We start from the raw sequence: 20,139 nt of genomic DNA on the forward strand, positions 1-20,139 counted from the left end.
TACGGAGCTGAAAACGTTATACTTAAAACTAAAGTTACGATTATGAAATTACGTTTCACCTAATGAAACTACCGAACAAGGACACGGAACGATGAAGGCCTGTTCTTCACCTAAATGAACGTTTTCTTCATCTCACCGACACATTTTAAGGAGGTACATGTATGTCAGCCAAGAATCATTTCTCCGCGGCCCGCAGTCTTGAGGTCGGAGGCAAGTCTTATCGCTACTACAGTTTAGATGCTCTTCAGGAAGGCGGCTACGGCGACCTTTCCAAGCTTCCTTTCTCCATTAAAGTGCTGCTCGAAGCAGCTATTCGTCAATTCGACGGACGTGCTATTACTGAAGAACATGTAAAACAACTGACCGGCTGGGCAGAAGGCCGTGACAATAACAAAGAAATTCCATTTATCCCTGCACGTATCGTTCTGCAGGATTTCACCGGTGTACCCGTGGTCGTTGACCTTGCTGCAATGCGCGATACCGTGAAAAAAGCAGGCGGCGATCCAAAACAGATCAACCCACTCGTACCTGTCGATCTCGTTATCGACCACTCCGTTATGGTTGATGCATTCGGAACGAACGATGCACTTGACTACAACATCAAGGTTGAGTTCGAGCGTAACGAAGAGCGTTACCGTTTCTTGCGCTGGGCGCAAACGGCATTCAACAACTTCCGTGCAGTTCCACCATCCACAGGGATTGTTCACCAAGTTAACTTGGAGTACCTGGCTTCTGTGGCTGCAACCAAAACCATTGATGGCGAAACTGTTGTATTCCCGGATTCCCTCGTAGGAACGGACTCCCACACCACCATGATTAACGGACTCGGCGTTGTTGGTTGGGGTGTTGGCGGGATCGAGGCTGAAGCAGGTATGCTGGGCCAACCGCTTTATTTTGTTACACCGGACGTTATCGGTTTCAAATTGACAGGCAGCCTGAGCGAAGGCGCAACGGCAACGGATCTGGCACTCACAGTTACCCAAATGCTGCGTAAAAAAGGCGTTGTCGGTAAATTTGTCGAGTTCTACGGACCTGGTCTTGGCAACATCAGCCTGGCTGACCGTGCAACGGTAGCCAACATGGCTCCAGAGTACGGCGCAACAATTGGTTTCTTCCCTGTTGACAGCGAAACACTGAACTATATGCGTAATACCGGCCGTACCGACGAACAGGTGGATCTGGTCGAAGCTTATTACAAAGCTCAAAACATGTTCCGTACTGCGGATACGGTAGATCCTGAGTTTACAGACGTGATCGAACTGGATCTGGCATCCGTTGTTCCAAGTCTTGCCGGACCAAAACGTCCACAGGATCGCATCGAGCTGACTCAAATGAAAGAAGGATTCAATAGCATTATCCGCACGCCGATCGACAAAGGTGGCTATGGTCTGAGCGACGAGAAAATCGCTGAGAAAGTGCCTGTGAAACACCCTAACGGTTCAACTAGTGAACTGAGTGCTGGTGCTGTCGTTATCGCGGCAATCACTAGCTGCACCAACACATCCAACCCTAGCGTTATGGTCGGAGCAGGTCTGCTTGCGAAAAAAGCTGTTGAACGTGGTCTGACTAAACCTGGCTACGTGAAAAGCAGCTTGACTCCAGGTTCCCTCGTTGTTACCGAGTATCTGGAAAAAGCAGGTCTGATTGAATATCTCGACAAACTCGGATTTAACGTTGCCGGCTATGGTTGCGCAACTTGCATCGGTAACTCTGGCCCACTGCCAGACGAAGTAAGTGAAGCAATTGCCGAGAACGATATGACGGTAGCGGCTGTATTGTCCGGTAACCGTAACTTTGAAGGTCGTGTGCACGCGCAGGTCAAAGCCAACTATCTGGCTTCTCCGCCACTCGTTGTGGCGTACGCTCTCGCGGGTACCGTTAATATTGATTTTGCAACCGATCCAATCGGTTATGATACCAACAACGAACCTGTATTCCTGAAAGACCTCTGGCCTAGCTCCGAGGAAATCAAGGATACCATCGCTAGCTCGCTGAATGCACAGATGTTCCGCAACAAATACGAGAACGTATTTACAGCTAACGAACGTTGGAATACGATCCCAGTACCGGAAGGCGAATTGTATGAGTGGGATCCAAACTCCACGTACATTCAGAATCCACCTTTCTTCCAGGAGCTTGGCGACAAGTTGACTGATATCGCAGATATTCGTTCCGCACGTGTTATGGCATTGCTTGCTGACTCCGTAACAACGGATCACATCTCGCCAGCGGGTAATATCGCACCATCCAGTCCAGCTGGACTGTACCTGAAAGAACATGGCGTAGAACGCAAAGACTTCAACTCTTACGGCTCCCGTCGTGGTAACCATGAAGTTATGATGCGTGGTACATTTGCAAACATTCGTATTCGTAACCAAGTGGCTCCAGGTACTGAGGGTGGTATTACGAAATACCTGCCAACAGACGAAGAAATGTCCATCTACGATGCTTCCATGAAGTATCAGGACGAGGGACAGAACCTGATCGTTATCGCTGGTAAAGAGTATGGTACAGGAAGCTCGCGTGACTGGGCGGCAAAAGGAACATTCCTGCTTGGCGTCAAAGCCGTTATCGCAGAAAGCTTCGAGCGTATTCACCGCAGTAACCTGGTGGGCATGGGCGTAATGCCATTGCAATTCCAGGAAGGTCATGGCTGGTCCAGCCTCGGTCTGAACGGTCGTGAAACGTATGACATCACAGGTCTGAGCAATGATGTGAAACCAGGACAAGAACTGACGGTTACCGTAACTCGTGAGGACGGCACCAAGTTCGACTTCCCTGTTATCGCTCGTCTGGACAGCATGGTTGATGTGGACTACTACCATAACGGTGGTATCCTGCAAACCGTATTGCGTCAAATGATGAAAAAATCTTAATCGCATTGATATTTAATGCAATTAAGTTATACAGAAAGCTCCCCGCCACGTGCGCTCTGCACGGTGACGGGGAGCTTTTTTTTTATTAATATACTTACACCCGACTCTGATTGGAATTATACTCTTTTTTCGCAGTACTTGCTGTTCCTCCCACAATCATACGTTTAAGACCGATAAGCATGGTATATAGGACATAACCAACCATTCCACCAACAGTGTTCAACATAAGATCATCCACGTCGAATATGCCCATGCCCGTCAATAGCTGTGTCGCTTCAAAAACAAAACTTAAGAGCAAGGAAAGTACGAGTACTTTGGCCCCTGACAACAGCTTGTTCCCCATCAGCACTGGAATGAAAATACCCAGTGGGATAAAGGCCATGACATTGCCTAACAGATGAATCGCGGTACCTGGACGATGTAACGACAGGCTATGCCAGTCTCTCGAGATTTCCTGAAATGGCGTCAGATTAACAGTTCGCGTATGAATCAGATCCGGCTGCTGCGCGATCGCCATAAGTTGAACCCTCACAATGTTCCAATCCACCGTGTGTCCCTTGAATAATATCAGCTTGGTTAGCAGATACAGATAGATGATCAATGCCGCGACCCAGATCATCTTCATGTTGAACTCTTTTGGATTCATATATGAACCTCCACGTATTTCTTGTTGTTTATTCCTCCACCGTCACGACAACTCCCTTCATGTTGTCTCCCGATATCTCATATTGACCATGCTCAGGTATATTAATGGTCTCATCTTTGGATGCATCGTAATAACGTATAAAATAATGCTCGCCCCCGACTTCAGCGGAAATGCTCTTTTTCTGCTGCAGCAGCTCCAAATATTGCTCCAATACCAGATGATTATGATACATAATGGCGCTGTGCGGCAATCCCACATAGCGGAAATGCCATGGTTCGAATTGGATGCCGGTGATGTCCACTTTATCCTTTGGGTAACGCAAGATGAATCCGAATTTCCATGCATTCTTTTCAAGCCAGGCTCCTTCTGGTGCTTCACTCATAGCAGCCAGCGTAGAGCCAATATCCATGGACAAGCCCAGGTTATGTTCACTATGTCCCGCGGGAAGCGCATAGTCCGATCCCTTTTCCTCATACAGTTGCTCCTGTTTCGTAAAGTCCCGATAGCCACTGCTAATAATGAAGTATCGTACGTCATCTTTCCCAGCAGCTTCAACCATCTTCTGGAACGCTTGCGCTACGTACTTTGACAACATAATATTCTGATCCAGCAATCCGTATCCCCGGATTAGTTCATGTTGTTCAGCCAGATTGACAATATCGGTTCTAATCCCCTCCGCATGAACGGGATACTCCGAATTGACGAGCAATAAATTCCCTTTATGTACTTGATTCTGCATATCCACATGAATTGTTTTGGTATAGCCTGCACGAATTTCACCCGTATCCTGAACTTCTAGATTCGCCTCTTCCTTCTGTTCAAACAGGGCGGGTGACTTGGAAAAGATATATCCCAGTACAATGATACATATCAAAAATCCCCACTTTTTCATTCCATGCTCCTCCTTTACCTCGTCATTCAAGGATAGAGAAAACTAGTTAAAAAAAAGCAGGGCAATTCTAAAGTTTTTCTTAAATTCAGTCTTTTACTTCATTCTAGTGCTGGCAACCGCACTTCAAATACGGTCCGTACGATATCACTTTGGACCGAAATAGACCCATCATGCTGCTCCACAATATTTTTGGCGATAAATAGCCCCAGACCTGTTCCACCTTCCTGAGGTGTCCGTGCACGATCTCCGGTATAGTACATATCAAAAATATGAGGCAGATCATCCGGATGAATATGTCCCCCATAGTTCATGACCTGAATGATAACCTGTCCTGCATCACGGTGCCCATGGATATCCACATAAAGACCATCTGTACCATGACGCGCTGCATTGATCAACAGGTTCTCAAACACGCGGGCAAGCACCTCACCATCGCCGAAAATGGTTAACTCGGAATCGATATGCAGTCGGGTGACCAGGTGGTTCTTTTCAAAAACAGGGTACAGCTCTTCGTTCATCTGCCTTAGCAGTTCACTAAGATCAAGTTTCTTTTTTTCAATCGACAACATACCATAATTCATCCGTGTAATCTCAAACAAATCATCGATCAGTTTCTCAAGACGCTGGGATTTGGCAAAAGCAATCGCTGTAAAGTGTCTGACCTGCTCCTCCGTCAGCTGATCATCCTTCATCAACAGATCCAGATAACCCAATACTGATGTTAGCGGCGTACGTAAATCATGCGCCAGGTTTACAACCAGTTGGTCCTTGCTGCTCTCCGCAAAATCTCCCCGTTCTACCGCTTCCCTCAGTTTCAGGCTCGCCAGATTGATATCCTCAGCAATCGCGCCCAGCTCGTCCTTCGTCGAAATTTGCACACGGTGCTGGAAATCACCATTTGCGAGTTGCCGGATACCTGTGGAGATATTTTTGAAGTAGGTAACATACGGCTTGGTAAACCAGAAGAAAAACAGGATGGCAAGCGGTATAAACAAGATGAGGAAAAAGTAAATATCTCCTATACTTCTCATAAAGTGACGATATTCCGCTAACTGATCTTCCGCACGCACACCAGTGTAATAGTATTGCATCACTTTATATACTCCAAAGGTAATCGCACCAGATGCCAACATGCTTAAACCAAGCAACAGAATCATGGTCGTTCGAAAACTTCTGCGTTTATTCATTAAACGTGTACCCCACACCCCAGATCGTTTTGATAAACTTGTTCTTGCCCACATCTTCGCCCAGTTTCTTGCGAAGGGTCCGAATATGAACCATTACGGTATTGCCGCTCTCATAATAAGCCTCTCCCCACACTTGTTCAAAGATGCTCTCCGCACTAAACACCTGTTTGGGATGACTTGCGAGCAGATACAGGATGTCAAACTCCTTCGGTGTTAACTCTACTGGCTTGCCATAAAGAGTGACACTATGTTGATCTGGCGAAATAATGAGCCCGCCTTTCTCCAGAATGGAGCGCTGAATCGGTACAGACTGGCTGAATTGAAGTGAACGACGCAGCTGGGAATTGACCCGCGCAACCAGCTCCATCGGGTTAAATGGTTTCGTCATGTAATCGTCTGCGCCCAGCACGAGCCCGGTGATTTTGTCCATATCCGAGGTTTTGGCGCTTAGAAAAATGATAGGCAGGTGATACTGCTCCCGAATTTTGCGGGTTACCTCATATCCGTCCATACCAGGCATCATAATATCCAAGATGGCCAAATCTATTGCTTGTGTCTGAACGGCTTGGACCGCCGCTTTCCCATCAAATGCCTTGATGATGTGATAACCTTCTTTTTGCAAGTGCAATGCAACCAGATCAGCGATCTCAACTTCATCATCTGCGATCAAAATCGTAATACGCTTCATTGCTTATTCCACTCCTATATGTGATGCTCAACAATATAACATATCTGAATCCAACTTATAAATGATTGAAGGGAATCCAATATATGAAACTCGACCGTTTATTAGCCATTGTTGTGCTGTTAATCAATCGTGGCCGGGTACAGGCAAAGGATCTGGCTGATACGTTTGAAGTATCCATCCGTACTATCTACCGAGATATAGACACGCTGGGCCAGGCAGGTATTCCTGTCGTCACCTATCAGGGCGCAAGCGGTGGTATTGGCCTGGCAGAGGGCTACCGGCTTGATCGAAACGTACTGACCGACAAGGATCTGGCCTCTATTGTCACTGCGTTGCGCAGTGTCTCCACCTCCCATACGAATGTAGCACGGGATCTGTTAATGGAGAAACTCAGCAGTATCGTGCCTGAAGCCAAAAATGAGGATTTCCAGGCCAATACCAGCCGCTTCATTGTAGATTATTCGATGTGGACCCATCCCGAAGAACTGCAAATGAAACTTCAACTCATTGAACAGGGCATGGATCAACTGCGGCCCATTACATTTACCTATTGTAGTGCAGAAGGTACTCAAACTCATAGAACGACCGATCCGCATACCCTTGTGCTCAAAAAGCATTCCTGGTATCTCTATGCGTTCTGTCACGAACGCAACAATTTCCGCATGTTCAAGCTAGTCCGCATGCGAGATGTCGTCCTTGCCCAAGGAAGCTTCGAACGCAAGCCGATCAACCTGCAGGACAGGCCCTGGCAGCAAGAGTGGGCAACTCCAGATAATAAAGTGGCCCTGAGCCTGAGATTCCATGCTCGTATCCGTCACATCGCAGAGGAATGGTTTGGCATAGAGAACGTCGTTTCTGATGGTGAGGGGTATTATATGAGCCAAGTCGCATTCCCGGAGGACAACTGGTTGTATGGGTTCATTCTTGGATTTGGCGCGGATGTCGAAGTGCTGGAGCCTCTGCATATTCGGGAAGAGATTCTTAGAATTGCTGAACAAATTGTACAACATTATAAAGCCCCACCCCTAACCTGACAGACAGGTGTCCAGTTCCTCACGTTATACTTCTACTATATTCAAGTTGTACATAACGAGGAGGAATTGATCATGAACGTCACAGTATGCCAAAGCTGCGGAATGCCACTTACTACCCCTGCTCAATTCGGAACAGAAACGGATGGTACTACAACCCGCCAATACTGTATCTATTGTTATAAAAAAGGCAAGTTCGAGCAGCCCGATATTACGCTGGAGGGCATGATTGAAATGTGCACTGCCATCTTGAATCAGGAAGGTATGGACGAGGAATCAGCAAGGGCGATGCTGCGTAACCAGCTTCCTTTTTTGAAAAGATGGAATGCCTCCGGCTCAGAACGGAACGTGACATTTGGGGCAGAAAATTCGGATGATTCCGTTGAATTTAATCAAGGAACTCGCGACAATCGGCTTTCCACAGAGCCCATTCGGTACGTCACACTGCCAGGAAAGCGCCTTGCAGGTGTGTCCGCCAGAACAACCAATGCCATTGAGATGAGTGGCAAAGGCTGTATTCAGGGACTCTGGAACAGCTACTTCGCCTCAGATCATCAGCCTGCCCCTGAAGCGAACCGCTATGGCTGTTACGCTAATTATACAGATGGCATAAATGGAGAATACACCATACTGGTGGGTCATGAGGTGGGTCTGGATGAAGCGTTGCCTGAGGGAGTGAGTTCCGTTGACCTGCCGCCTGCAACATATGCGGTGTTCACCTCCAGAAAGGGCCCGATGGGCGAGGTTGTAGGTGAGGCCTGGGGTGCGGTGTGGGCCTGGAACAATCAGGGGGAGCGCACGTTTACCGGAGATTTCGAATTGTATGATGAACGAAGCCTCGATCCTGAGAACGTACAAGTGGACTTGTATATCGCTGTTCGCCAAGAAAAATAAGAAAAAAAGTGATTATGGTCATTTCTTAATTCCAATTGGACCGTTTCGATCTATATCTCAGCAATGGAATAATGCTCACGGATTTATACAAAATGCTGTTAGGCTGTCAGGTTTTCCTGACGGCTTTTTGGCGTTTCACCTTTGTCTATCCATCGAAAAATGCCCTAATATGCACCCGACAACCGACCATGGTACCAAGTTAGCTAGCTTGCGCCGTACCTATACAACCAGACAATATGTCTTAATTTCGACACAATTGGCATTCCCAAAACTGGGTCTATTCACTTAACAACCGCTTCTATCCTCCCATACGAAACCTCACATATGCGGTCCTTTTCTCCTGAATTTACTTAAAAACGTTTACATCTCCTGAATACGGGGTAAAATCACTACAATCCAATTGGAATTACACCTTAAAGTTGCTTGATTCGTCTAACAAGTCACATATACCTATTTGCGTAACAGAGACGATAACCCGTCGGAATACATAACCTATTAATAATCACATATGCATATTCAAAAATGCATTAAAGGAGGAACCAAGATGATCCGCATGCCTATTCAGCAAATGATCCCGTACCACCATCAATATCCGCGCAACACGGCGACCACTGCTCCCAAAAAGGAGAATGAGAACACTCAAGGTCTATCCTTTCATGAAATTTTGCAACAAAAAATGGCTAAAAAGAATGCTGCCCCTTCTATGCGATAAATGAAATGACGTGCGAATTGAGAATCGCTTACGTGGTTTGCACCGTTCCTCTGCGAAGTTGTGGATGAACGGTTATTCGCGTTTTCACGATAAATGTTGTGAACTCAGTATTTTAAATATGTACAGTCTATTGCCTCATCCCTATAATGGGTTAAATATCTGCGGAACTTATATGAGACATAATCCATTTCAGGAGGCAAGTATGATGATGACCATTGGCTGTTTTCACGCTCACTATTCCAACATTTCACTGATTGAAGAAGCTCTCGCTCCTTATGAGGTTGAACTTGTACATTATGTCGATCCGGGGCTGGATCGCCTCAAACATGATGCTGATTTCACCGAAGCAGTTAAGCATGAGAAAGTATCACAAACGCTGCAATGGATCGCACATTGTCATGCCGACGCCATCCTTGTCACCTGTACCCTGTTTGCAGCCGTACTTGAGCAGGAGGTACAACATGTTCCCGTACCCGTGGTTGGTATTGATGACCCCTTACTTCAGGAAATGCAGCAGAATCCTGGCGAGTACATTCTAGCGTTTACCAACCCCGCAACGATTGAGGGAACGATGGCGCGGGTGAATCTGGCTTTGCAGCAAGATGATGAGGATGAGCAGCGACATGAGGCCGTGACCATAAAGACTGAAGCAGTACTGATCCCGGGCACATTCGAGTTAATTATGCGAGGCGATAAGGAAGGTTATCTTGCAGCAGTGAGCACCGGGTTACAACAACTTGCTGAGCAGTTCCCGGATAACACGGTAGTCGCAGCTCAACTGTCGATGGCTCCCGCAGCAGTACGGGTCACAACAGACACAGGCATAACGATCTATAGCCCGCTGGCAAGGCTTGCATCGTATTTGGAGAAGAAGTTGAGCTTGAAGCGGCGTTAGACTTTGAATCCGAGACGTAAGCCATTCAAACCATCTACATCTACAATTGACGGGAGGAATAAGCGTGCGTTTTCTTTATGTTGTTATATTATTTGTAGTTGGATTTGCCTGTTCGGCATTTTTACATGGAAGTAATCTCAAACTCAGTGATGCACTGTTATTTGTTATTGCGGGGATTTTATATAAAATGTGGAACAAGAAAAATCAAGAAACCCATACTGATGAGAACTGAATGTTCAGATGATTGTACACATACAAGAAATCAGAAAAAAGCTGTTCCTCTCCTCAATCACGGAGAAGAACAGCTTTTCGCTATGTCAGGCTGCCCAGATTACGCTGTAACTACGCCTAAGAGCGTGTCCGGTATTCCTCAGCCTTTTCCTGCATACCCGCTGCCACGGCCTCATTTTCGGACAAACCTTTATCTGCGGCAAAAGCACGAATATCCTGCGTAATGCGCATGCTGCAAAATTTCGGCCCACACATGGAGCAGAAATGGGCTTCCTTGGCCCCTTCCGCCGGCAACGTCTCATCGTGGTAGGATAGCGCACGTTCCGGATCCAGCGATAGGTTGAACTGATCCCTCCAGCGGAACTCAAAGCGTGCTTTGGACAGCGCATCGTCCCGCCGCTGGGCACGCGGGTGACCTTTCGCCAGATCAGCGGCATGAGCAGCGATCTTGTAAGCGATAACTCCTTCCCGCACATCATCCTTATTGGGCAGGCCCAGATGTTCTTTTGGCGTAACATAACAGAGCATGGACGTACCAAACCAACCGATCATTGCTGCTCCAATTGCCGAGGTAATATGGTCATATCCTGGTGCAATATCGGTCGTCAGCGGTCCCAGCGTATAGAACGGCGCCTCTTTACATATCTCCATTTGCAGATCGACATTCTCCTTGATCTTGTGCATCGGCACATGCCCCGGACCTTCAATCATCACCTGCACATCATGCTTCCAAGCGATTTGCGTTAGTTCACCAAGCGTAGCCAGTTCCGCCATCTGGGCTTCATCATTGGCATCGTAGATGCTTCCTGGGCGCAGTCCGTCTCCGAGCGAGAACGCCACATCATACTTTTTCATAATCTCGCAGATTTCTTCAAAATGGGTATACAAAAAATTCTCCTGATGATGTGCAAGGCACCATGCTGCCATGATGGACCCGCCCCGTGACACAATGCCTGTCATACGTTTGGCGGTCATCGGAATATAACGCAGCAGCACGCCTGCATGGATTGTAAAGTAGTCCACACCCTGCTCTGCCTGCTCAATGAGCGTGTCACGATACAACTCCCAGGTCAGTGCTTCAGCTTCTCCATTGACCTTCTCCAGCGCCTGATAGAGCGGTACTGTTCCAATCGGCACAGGTGAATTGCGGATAATCCATTCCCGGGTCGTATGAATGTCTTTGCCTGTGGACAGATCCATCACCGTATCCGATCCCCAGCGTACCGCCCAGGTCATCTTCTCCACCTCTTCCTCGATGGAGGAGGATACCGCAGAGTTTCCAATGTTCGCATTGATCTTCACATGAAAATGACGACCGATTAACATCGGCTCACTCTCTGGATGATTGATATTCGACGGCAGTATGGCCCTGCCACTCGCCAGCTCCTGCCGCACAAACTCCGGCTCCACCCCTTCACGAATGGCGGCGAACTCCATCTCCGGCGTGATGATTCCCTGCCGTGCATAATGCATCTGGGTCACGCAGCGCCCTGCCTGTGCCCGCAATGGTTTACCACGCAAGCCTGGATACTTCTCGGCTCCAGCTCGCTTTCCTCCAGGTTTCAATCCGTTATCCTCCGGTTTTACCGTTCGTCCCTGGTAGGCTTCAACATCTTCACGCTCCGTAATCCAGCGGGTACGCAGTGCTGGCAGCCCTGCCCGGATATCGGCATGAAATCCGGGGTCGGTCATCGGTCCGCTCGTATCGTAGACACGCAGCGGTTCGTTATACTCCACTCCTTGAGGAGTATTGGTGTCATGAAGGGCAATTTCACGCTCCGGTACTGCAATGTCAGGTCGTGAGCCATGAATGTAAATTTTGCGGCTGCCCGGGAAGGGCTGAACCCGTCCTGCCGTACCTTTTTCCTTTGCCAACTGCTGATCCTGCTTGTCCTGTCCCATCGTTCGGTTTCCTGTACTCATCGCTCTTGTCTCCTCCTCATTAGTGTTTGCCTGGATTGAAATACTTGCACACGGCTCCAAACCATCCACAACATAGAAAAAGAAAGAGCGACCCTACAACACAAAATAGAGACATACAATTCAAGTAATACAGACATACGAGGCAAAAGATATCGGAACCCAATGCTCGCCAATGCTCCCAGCTCTTTATCCAAAAGCAGCTCTGACACCAGCTTTCGCCTGTTTACTGTATAAAAAAAGCCGGTTCCCAAGGGAACCGGCTTATCTCCATCACCAATAACACACCTTATAGAGACTCCTTAGTGGAGCCTATCTATAGGTTAAATTATATGGTGTTCGTGATCGTATCGCCGATTACTTCCCTACGCTGGTATGATCCAGATCAGGTGCAAAGGGTCCGGAATCTCATGCGATTCCGTCTCAGTCCGGACAATTCGGACTCCCCCAGTAACGTTAACAAGTTGCAGCATCTAGGCCGCAGATTCATATTCAATTATGCTGACCCTGTTGGGCCATCCATTACAGAGTAGCGCAACCGAATCATAAAAACAACCTTTAAATTCCAGAAAATAAGATCAGGATAGCATAAGCCCCATCTGCGTAGCAGCTTCCTTCAACACAGGTGCGTATTCATGCAACGTTTCTTGCGAGAGACGGCTAACAGGCCCGGATACCGACAGGGCAGCAGCGATGTTGCCTTTCCGATCCATTATGGGTACAGATACTGCTGCGGCTCCCGGTTCACGTTCCTCATAACTTGTTGCGTAGCCGTATTCCAGAATGTCTTTCATCTGTGCCAAATATACTTTGGGATCGATAAATACCGGCCATTCCGGTCCATTCATCAGATCTTCGCGGTCCTCTTCGGTGGCAAAAGCCATCAGCACTTTGCTGGATGCTCCCACTGATAACGGAAGTCTGACGCCCACCGGAGCTACACGACGAATCGCCTGATCACTCTGCACGGCTTGAATTCGAATCCGCTCACTGCCATCACGCAGATATAAACTCACGGTTTCGCCCAGTCGATCTCTCAGCCGCTCCATCGCAGGAAGGAGCAAAATGGCAGGATCATCGCTGCGAGACATATGGGCAGACAGTTCCCAGATGCGTATGCCGAGTCGATACTTCTCAGTTGCAGCATCCCGGATTACGAACCCTTTGTCCTCCAAAGTAGCCATCAGACGATGGACTGTACTCTTGTGCAGACCGATCTGGCTGGCAATTTCCGTGAGTCCCAGATCACTGCGGGTTGTAAAACACAATAATATATCCAGCGCCCGTTCTACAGCCCGGACGGTTAACTTTCGGTCTTCCATGGCAAGTTGCCCTCCTCATGTTTCATCACATGAAACTTGGTTACATAAATTATATGAGAAACGGTCTCATCTGTAAACCAAAAAGCGCCATTTGGAATAGGGATATTTGTAAATATTTTCTTTTTATAAATTAGAATCCCCTGCATTTTGCACCCTAAGGAAATGTTACCCATATATCTTCAGAACTATATAACAATTGCGTAACAAATGGCCTCAATCAATTGACTTTGACTATATTGGAACATACGATAAAGATATATTAAATTAAGATTTTGCTTCATAAGTAGTCAGAAAAATCATTTATCCGCTCTGTTCGTCTCGTTGTTATCTTCATTTGATTTTTAAAGGAGGGGCAATCATGTATCCGACATCCCAGAGCGAAGCCCCGCTGCAAACGAAAGTGTCAGATCTGCCTTCTTCGTTATCACCGAGGCTGATCCGGTTCAAACATATTGTCGTGGCGTTGTTGCTCTCCGTTGTATTTTTTCTGCTCTTTTGTTTCATTGCACTACACGGTTATATTGCTTGGGTATTATCCAATCCAACTGTAGCGCCTGTATTCTCCAATCCCATGCAGGCGAAGAACATGAAGTATCAAGACATCACGTTTCCGGCAGCAGACGGCAGTCGAACAATGCAGGGTTGGTATATTCCGGCTGATGATAATGCAAACAAAACCATCATATTCAGCCATGGATATGGTGCGAATCGTGAAGAAACCTGGGTACCGATGTATGACCTGGCCCATTATGCTCATCAACTTGGCTTCAATGTGGTGATGTTCGATTACGGTTTCGCTTCACAGGTGAACAAAGCTGTCGCTACAGGCGGCAAAGCCGAGTCCCAGCAGTTGCTTGGTGCTATCCAGTTTGCGAAGCAGCGCGGAGCTCAGGAGCTTGTCGTATGGGGATTCTCCATGGGTGCAGGTACAGCCCTGCAAACTGGGCTGATTACCAAAGATGTGGATGCTATGATTCTGGACAGCACGTTCCTGCTTGAGCCGGATACGCTGTATCACAACATCCATAATCAGATTGATCTTCCGCGTCAGCCTACGCTGGAGATTATGAACCTGCTGTTCCCTATTCTGAACGGGACCGGATTGCAGCAGATTCCGTATCAAGAAGTGAAAAAAGAAGATTATCCTTTCCCGATTTTCTTCATCCATGGTACCGAGGATGAGAAAGCTCCTTACCCGATTGCTGAGCTGCTTGCCGGCAACCAAACCAATTCAAATTCCGATGAATGGATTGTGGACGGTGCGCATCATGAGCTGATCTTCCGGGAGCATCCGAAGGAATATCTGCGCCGTGTCTCCACATTCCTGAGTCATGTGACGAAGACGAGCAGCGATGATGTGGAAAATACCAATACCGGAGAATCGTGAAAATCCGATAATTCAAGAGCCCCTAGGGGGCTCTTTTTTTGTGTACATAGGACAACATGCCTGAAGAATATACTTTTGGGATGTAATTAAAGACAGCTCTACCTTGTACATTACAAAATTGAGCGAACCGGGGAAACAAAATTCATTTCTGCTGCTGGATCTGAATTCAAATTCATCTGAACGGAGGTTTACCGCTTATGAATTGGTATGGATATGGGCATCTGCTTCCTCTGCGGATACTCGAAGAAGTCCGTTTCTGGAAAGAGCAAGAGAAGGAACATACGATTGTCATTCGTGCCTTGGTCCCTGATCTTGAACCCTCTTATGTTAAATGGCTTGCGGAATGGGAAGCGATCTTTGAGAATAGCGAACGAGTCGCGAATCAGCTGTTGAAGCAAATACTGCCTGGAACCCAGCCGCCTGCTCCTTACATCATCCGCTGCATTGAACAACTCGTAGCGGCTGCCTGCACACAATCGCGAGAGTTCATTAGACAGTTGTACGTCCTACTGGAGCAAAGTACTGCTGTTCAGCAAGTGCCGATTGCCAAAGTGGTTATTCTGCATTTTATACGTGAATCCGAGTATTTCCTGGGGGTACTTGAAACGCTGAAACAATCTGGAGCTTTGCGAGATTTGGTGTCTGATCCCAACGTACAAGTACAAGTTGCTTCAACGCCCGTTTCCGAACAGCCCTATCGTGAAGCTGTAGAAGAATCGTCCAATGTTGCGGGAAAAATCAATAACTCCACTCCAGCGTTACAGGCACAATCTTCAGCGACTGTACAGTCTCCCGATGCAAATGCAGAGGACACAACCAACTCTACAGCTGCGCCGGTCAAGGAGAAACCCGTGCCTATTGGAGGGCACACACTGCCACCCCTACCCTACGCCTACAATGCGCTGGAACCACATATTGACGAGATGACGATGCGCATACACCATGACAAGCACCATCAATCCTACGTGGACGGACTGAACACCGCGGAGAAAAAGCTGGCAGAATCGCGGAAAAAGAATAATTTTGAACTCGTCAAACATTGGGAACGCGAACTCGCATTTAATGGCGCAGGCCACTACCTGCATACGATCTTCTGGACGATCATGAACCCTAAAGGCGGAGGCAAGCCTTCCGGTATGCTCGCAGAGCAGATCAAGCGGGATTTTGGCAGCTATGAAGCGTTCAAGAATCAATTTACCGAAGCCGCCAACAAAGTAGAAGGCAGCGGATGGGCCATGCTGGTATGGAGCCCGCGGGCGCATAGATTGGAAATTTTACAAGCGGAGAAACACCAGAATTTATCTCAGTCCGACATTGTGCCTCTCCTGCCGCTTGATGTATGGGAGCATGCCTACTATCTGAAACACCAGAATGAACGCAAAAAATATATCGAGGACTGGTGGAAGGTTGTGTACTGGCCAGCTGTGGCGGAACGTTATGAAACTGCGCGCAAGCTGTTATGGCCGCCTTATTAGGATTCTCGGGCTAAGCATATCATCAGGGAGTACTCTGGAGCGCATTGAATCCATGGTGCTATATGTTGATGTAAAAAAAGAGATATCTCCAGCCGAATGACTGAAAGATATCTCTTTGAGTTTGAATACAACTATTTACTTGCGGATAGAAGCTGCCCCAATCGCTTCATAAGCCCAATGTGTGGCAGGTACATCCGACCAATGTCCTGCCGCATTCGTTTCAGCTTGAAGACCGATCAGCTTATTCAGCATTGTAACAGCTTCAGCGCGGGTTATCGGCTGACTTGGACGGAACATTCCATCCTTGTATCCGGTAACTACTCCCGCCGAACTTAATTGTTCTACTGCTTGTTGCGCCCAATGCTCGTTCATATCGTTAAATGCTGTCGGCGCAGTAGTCATCTGATCAGATGTTAATAACGGCTGTAACACGACAGCCATTTCCGCGCGGGTAATCGCTTGATCCGGCTTAAAGCTGCCATCTGTATAACCTTTAACAGAACCGGATTGGGCTGCTGCTGATATAGACGCCTGTGCCCAGTGGCTGGATGTTACATCTGTAAATTCATGACTTCCCTCAAGAGCAGATGTTCCCAGAATACGCGTGATTAATGTTGCCATTTCCGCACGAGTTACATTACGTTCTGGTCGGAAACTGCCATCCGTGTACCCCTGAATATAAGGTTGTGCTTTCAATGTGTTGTCTGTCCAGTCTTTGACCTTAACAATGGAGAAAGTACTGAATTTGTTTACTTCAATCTCGACGCCTTGCTGATTATCACCGTTTAGGGTAACCCGTTTGCCGTGTAGAAGCTCCTTCGTTCCATCACTATGCTCAATATATACACCTAGCTCCTCAGACTTCACACCTGCAACCTGATTAGCATCTAAAGGCAATATGAGCGTAACAGGTCTGCTCTGTAGATTCGTTTCGATCGTCATTGGACGTCCAATGATCTGGATATCCGTTGTGTCTACGAATTGGATGATCGACTCATTCTCCTGTGCTCTCGTTTGGATCTCTGAACGTTGGGATTCCTTCTTCACCGGTACAAGACGGAAATAAATATCATCTGTGCGTCCGTTCAAGGAATTCGCCGGAATGGTAATCTTTACATTAGGATTGGAAATAACCAGATTCACTCCTTGCTCAGCCAGCATTGCTGACGCTTGTGGAGAGAGCCTCAGATCCCACTGTGATACTTCATCTTTTGCGTCTGGAATCAAGACAACCGCTGTACGGGAGCCTGTCTGTTTCAATTGGTCGATAATGGTTTGCGTTTTGCTCTGATCAAGAAGAAGTTCATCCTTAACCGTACCATCTGTTCCTCGAGTACGTTTAATCTCCAAGGAAGCGATCGTTGAAGCTTGATCCCCATTCGCTACATCCACTTTGATTACTTCTTTCTGTGGAGCTTGTGGAATTGTTGGCGTTACAGGAGTTGGAGTAATAACTCCCCCACCTCCCCCATTACCTGGCGTTTCTGGATTGGATGGAGTTATGTTAATCTTCACTGAATTAGAAATTCCATATTCGGATACGCCATCTTCATATACAGCTCTAACAGCGAAAATATATTTTTCTCCTTCTCTAAGATCATTAATTTCCCAACTGCTATTCAAAATATTAGAAGTAACAAGTACCCATTGTGAAGGATCTACTGGTGCTGATGAACCTTCGTACATATAGACCGAAGCTAATCCGTTCATGATTGGATCCCAAGTTAACGTAACCTTTTTCTCACCTTTTGTTGCCACTACATGCTGTGGCACAGGAAAGTTCGGGTCTGGGTCTGGATCTGGATTAGATCCACCACCATTATTATTCTCCTCTTGCGGGATCACAACGTTAGATGCAACATAATCTGAATTTTCTTCATCGGAAGTATACGATCTAACTGCAAATACATAGGACTGTCCATTTGTCAGATCACTGATATGTCCATCACTGTAACTGTCCGTCACATCCGTCCACAGATCGGGATCCTCAGGCGCTGCTGTTCCTTGGTACATATACACGCGATAATCTAATTCTGGCTCTGTAGTCCATTCAATGGCAACCTGACCATCACCAGGTGAAGCCACTACGTTTTGTGGAAGAGGCGTTGAGTTTGCAAGTGTTGAATATCCCCGATCTCCCATGTTCTTAAGCTGACCATTCTTATCTTCTACCGCCAGGAACACGTGATACAACGTGTTCTCGTCCAGTCCTGTGAACAAGAACGATTTCTCTTCATTGGCTTCTAGATCAACATAAGATAGATTAGCTAAGGCATGTAATTTAGTATCTTCGTCAGACTGTCCTACGATTTCCTCATCAAACAATTGATTGTCAAAATAAAATCTACCAGCTTCATTAAGCTTCACTTTAACTTTAGATGTAGACTGAGTAACTGTTCCATTCATAGGATATGGATACAGATAATCTATTGTAGGATCGGGCAGTGGTGGAGTTGGTGCATTCATAAGCTTGGATGAACGCAAGATCGGATACCCATCATTGATCCTGTTACGAGTTGTCCAAACTCCATCGAAATCCCATCCATTGAAATTAGATTGTTGTTTCATCTGCTCAGTAGTAAGACCCGTTGCATAATTAGAACCATTATGCTGGTTCGTACTACTCTTGGCTAAATCATAGTAGTTATTAGTAAAGATAACTTGATTCTCTGGATCATTCAGATTACCAATGACTGACCCTATCGTCTGATCATCAATGGGTGATGATGAATTATCAGGAACAACGATATCCATAGACGCAGCCATATAATTATGTTGAATATTGATTTTTGCGGAGGCTGGTCCATCACCCTTTTTCACTTCACCAATCAGTCCGCCAATGGCTTCAGCAGAAAAATCATTATTCCCTGTAGCATTAGATCTGACTGAACCAACCACATAGTTATTCTCAATAGTGTGGCTAAATTCATAATTAAGTTGGCCAATCAAGCCGCCTACCTGGTAGTTACCCGTCACCTGTCCTGAAGTGTAGCTCTGACGAATGAAATTATCATTCGACTCTCCGATCAGTCCACCTATAGCCTCGTAACCACTCACTATACCTTCAGCAACATTTGCAATGATTATGCCCTTATTACTTTCTCCAACAAGTCCCCCGAGTGAGTCGCCATCCTCACCTAAGACGGTCACCGCGACATTAGTGCTATTATTTATATATTCACTTTCGTCCGATAATCCTAAAATACCGCCTACTCTCATATTCCCTTGTATATTTCCACTGATTTGGACCCCTTCAATACGCGACTCTATGCTCCGTCCGGCAAGTCCGCCTACGATCACATTTCCTTTTATAGAAACATCGTTTAATATAAGATTTTTAACCTCAGCACCTTGTAATACAGAGAACAGCCCCACATCGTTCTGATTCTCATCCGTCGTTTTCAAACCGGAGATCGAGTAACCATTCCCATCGAACCTGCCTGTAAAAGGTATAAGTTCATCTTCTACTTCAATGGCAATCGGTGACCAAGATCGCTCATTCAAAAACGTGCTCATGGCTGCTTCAGAAATATCATTCTTCAGCTTGTAATTACCGTTTAAATCTTCTCTCACACAAGCTAGCTCTTCAGGCGTACTAATGAGCTTCCATTCAACATTATCAGAATCTTTTTCCGTCAGATCATAGCAACTCTTGGCCTGTACGACACCTTGTTGAAATACAACTGGCAGCATTCCGAAGACCATAAGGAATGTTACTATCACAATCCCTATTCGTCTCAGGAGCCTGGAGCGCTTCTGGTGATCCTTTTTTCGCATGTTCGAATCTTCCCTTCTCTTTCTGTTGTAGGAAGATTATACCTATCAGCTCTGAACCGATTCTGAACATTTATCGGCATTTTTCGTGAAAATATGCCTTTTCTCGCATTTTCGCAAAACCACCTTCAAATGAACATATTTCTTCCCGTGCAATTATTATTCAGCGAGGCACACCTGAATCGAATAATCCAAATACAGATACAAAA

14 protein-coding genes, 1 pseudogene and 1 riboswitch are annotated in these 20,139 nt (G+C 46.7%); of the genes and pseudogenes, 8 read left to right on the forward strand and 7 right to left on the reverse strand.

Annotated features, from left to right (window positions below; translation table 11 throughout):
- Nucleotides 1–161 precede the first annotated feature (161 nt).
- Nucleotides 162–2,876, forward strand: a complete 2,715-nt coding sequence (gene acnA, locus CS562_RS27075) for an aconitate hydratase AcnA (RefSeq protein WP_076290477.1) — start codon at nt 162–164, stop codon at nt 2,874–2,876.
- A gap of 94 nt (nt 2,877–2,970) precedes the next feature.
- Here acnA and CS562_RS27080 read toward each other — a convergent pair whose 3' ends face one another.
- The 4 genes and pseudogenes from CS562_RS27080 to CS562_RS27095 form a co-directional block, all read right to left on the reverse strand.
- Complete coding sequence (locus CS562_RS27080; protein WP_099858744.1) at nt 2,971–3,522, reverse strand: VanZ family protein; 552 nt, start codon at nt 3,520–3,522, stop codon at nt 2,971–2,973.
- 231 nt (nt 3,523–3,753) lie between these two features.
- Nucleotides 3,754–4,414, reverse strand: a pseudogene (locus CS562_RS27085) (M15 family metallopeptidase); the annotation flags it as partial.
- 98 nt (nt 4,415–4,512) lie between these two features.
- On the reverse strand, nt 4,513–5,601 hold the full coding sequence (locus CS562_RS27090) for a HAMP domain-containing sensor histidine kinase (RefSeq protein WP_099858745.1): 1,089 nt from the start codon (nt 5,599–5,601) through the stop codon (nt 4,513–4,515).
- Nucleotides 5,594–6,289 (reverse strand): response regulator transcription factor, encoded by a 696-nt coding sequence (locus CS562_RS27095; RefSeq protein ID WP_076290482.1) that lies wholly within the window; start codon nt 6,287–6,289, stop codon nt 5,594–5,596. The genes CS562_RS27090 and CS562_RS27095 overlap by 8 nt, the downstream gene beginning before the upstream one ends.
- A gap of 83 nt (nt 6,290–6,372) precedes the next feature.
- Here CS562_RS27095 and CS562_RS27100 point away from each other — a divergent pair, with 83 nt between their 5' ends.
- The 5 genes from CS562_RS27100 to CS562_RS33135 all read left to right on the forward strand — a co-directional run bounded on the left by CS562_RS27100 (nt 6,373) and on the right by CS562_RS33135 (nt 10,053).
- Nucleotides 6,373–7,323, forward strand: a complete 951-nt coding sequence (locus tag CS562_RS27100; protein WP_099858746.1) for a helix-turn-helix transcriptional regulator — start codon at nt 6,373–6,375, stop codon at nt 7,321–7,323.
- 72 nt (nt 7,324–7,395) lie between these two features.
- On the forward strand, nt 7,396–8,214 hold the full coding sequence (locus tag CS562_RS27105; RefSeq protein WP_099858747.1) for a zinc ribbon domain-containing protein: 819 nt from the start codon (nt 7,396–7,398) through the stop codon (nt 8,212–8,214).
- Between the two features lie 544 nt (nt 8,215–8,758).
- Entirely contained in the window at nt 8,759–8,926 is a 168-nt protein-coding gene (locus CS562_RS33130; protein WP_161490662.1) for a hypothetical protein, read from the forward strand.
- A 205-nt stretch (nt 8,927–9,131) separates the two neighbouring features.
- A complete protein-coding gene (locus CS562_RS27110; RefSeq protein ID WP_099858748.1) occupies nt 9,132–9,821 on the forward strand; it encodes a hypothetical protein in 690 nt (229 codons plus the stop codon).
- Nucleotides 9,822–9,885: 64 nt separating this feature from the next.
- On the forward strand, nt 9,886–10,053 hold the full coding sequence (locus CS562_RS33135; RefSeq protein WP_176854678.1) for a hypothetical protein: 168 nt from the start codon (nt 9,886–9,888) through the stop codon (nt 10,051–10,053).
- 116 nt (nt 10,054–10,169) lie between these two features.
- Here the strand turns inward: CS562_RS33135 and thiC are convergent, their stop codons facing one another.
- Nucleotides 10,170–11,954, reverse strand: a complete 1,785-nt coding sequence (gene thiC / locus CS562_RS27115) for a phosphomethylpyrimidine synthase ThiC (RefSeq protein ID WP_099858820.1) — start codon at nt 11,952–11,954, stop codon at nt 10,170–10,172.
- Nucleotides 11,955–12,317: 363 nt separating this feature from the next.
- Nucleotides 12,318–12,431, reverse strand: a riboswitch (TPP riboswitch).
- Nucleotides 12,432–12,550: 119 nt separating this feature from the next.
- Nucleotides 12,551–13,294, reverse strand: coding sequence for an IclR family transcriptional regulator (locus CS562_RS27120; RefSeq protein ID WP_063568040.1), 744 nt, complete (start codon nt 13,292–13,294; stop codon nt 12,551–12,553).
- A 358-nt stretch (nt 13,295–13,652) separates the two neighbouring features.
- Here CS562_RS27120 and CS562_RS27125 point away from each other — a divergent pair, with 358 nt between their 5' ends.
- Nucleotides 13,653–14,681 carry an alpha/beta hydrolase gene (locus CS562_RS27125; protein WP_076290486.1) on the forward strand — a complete coding sequence of 343 codons (1,029 nt, stop codon included), beginning with the start codon at nt 13,653–13,655 and terminating at the stop codon, nt 14,679–14,681.
- A 197-nt stretch (nt 14,682–14,878) separates the two neighbouring features.
- Nucleotides 14,879–16,156, forward strand: coding sequence for a Fe-Mn family superoxide dismutase (locus CS562_RS27130; protein WP_099858749.1), 1,278 nt, complete (start codon nt 14,879–14,881; stop codon nt 16,154–16,156).
- A 135-nt stretch (nt 16,157–16,291) separates the two neighbouring features.
- On the opposite strand, the gene CS562_RS27135 is transcribed toward CS562_RS27130, so the two are convergent.
- Nucleotides 16,292–19,933, reverse strand: coding sequence for an S-layer homology domain-containing protein (locus tag CS562_RS27135; protein WP_099858750.1), 3,642 nt, complete (start codon nt 19,931–19,933; stop codon nt 16,292–16,294).
- Between the last annotated feature and the right edge of the window lie 206 nt (nt 19,934–20,139).

Origin of the sequence: Paenibacillus sp. LK1 (assembly GCF_002750415.1) — a bacterium.
GTDB classification, from domain to species: domain Bacteria; phylum Bacillota; class Bacilli; order Paenibacillales; family Paenibacillaceae; genus Paenibacillus; species Paenibacillus taichungensis.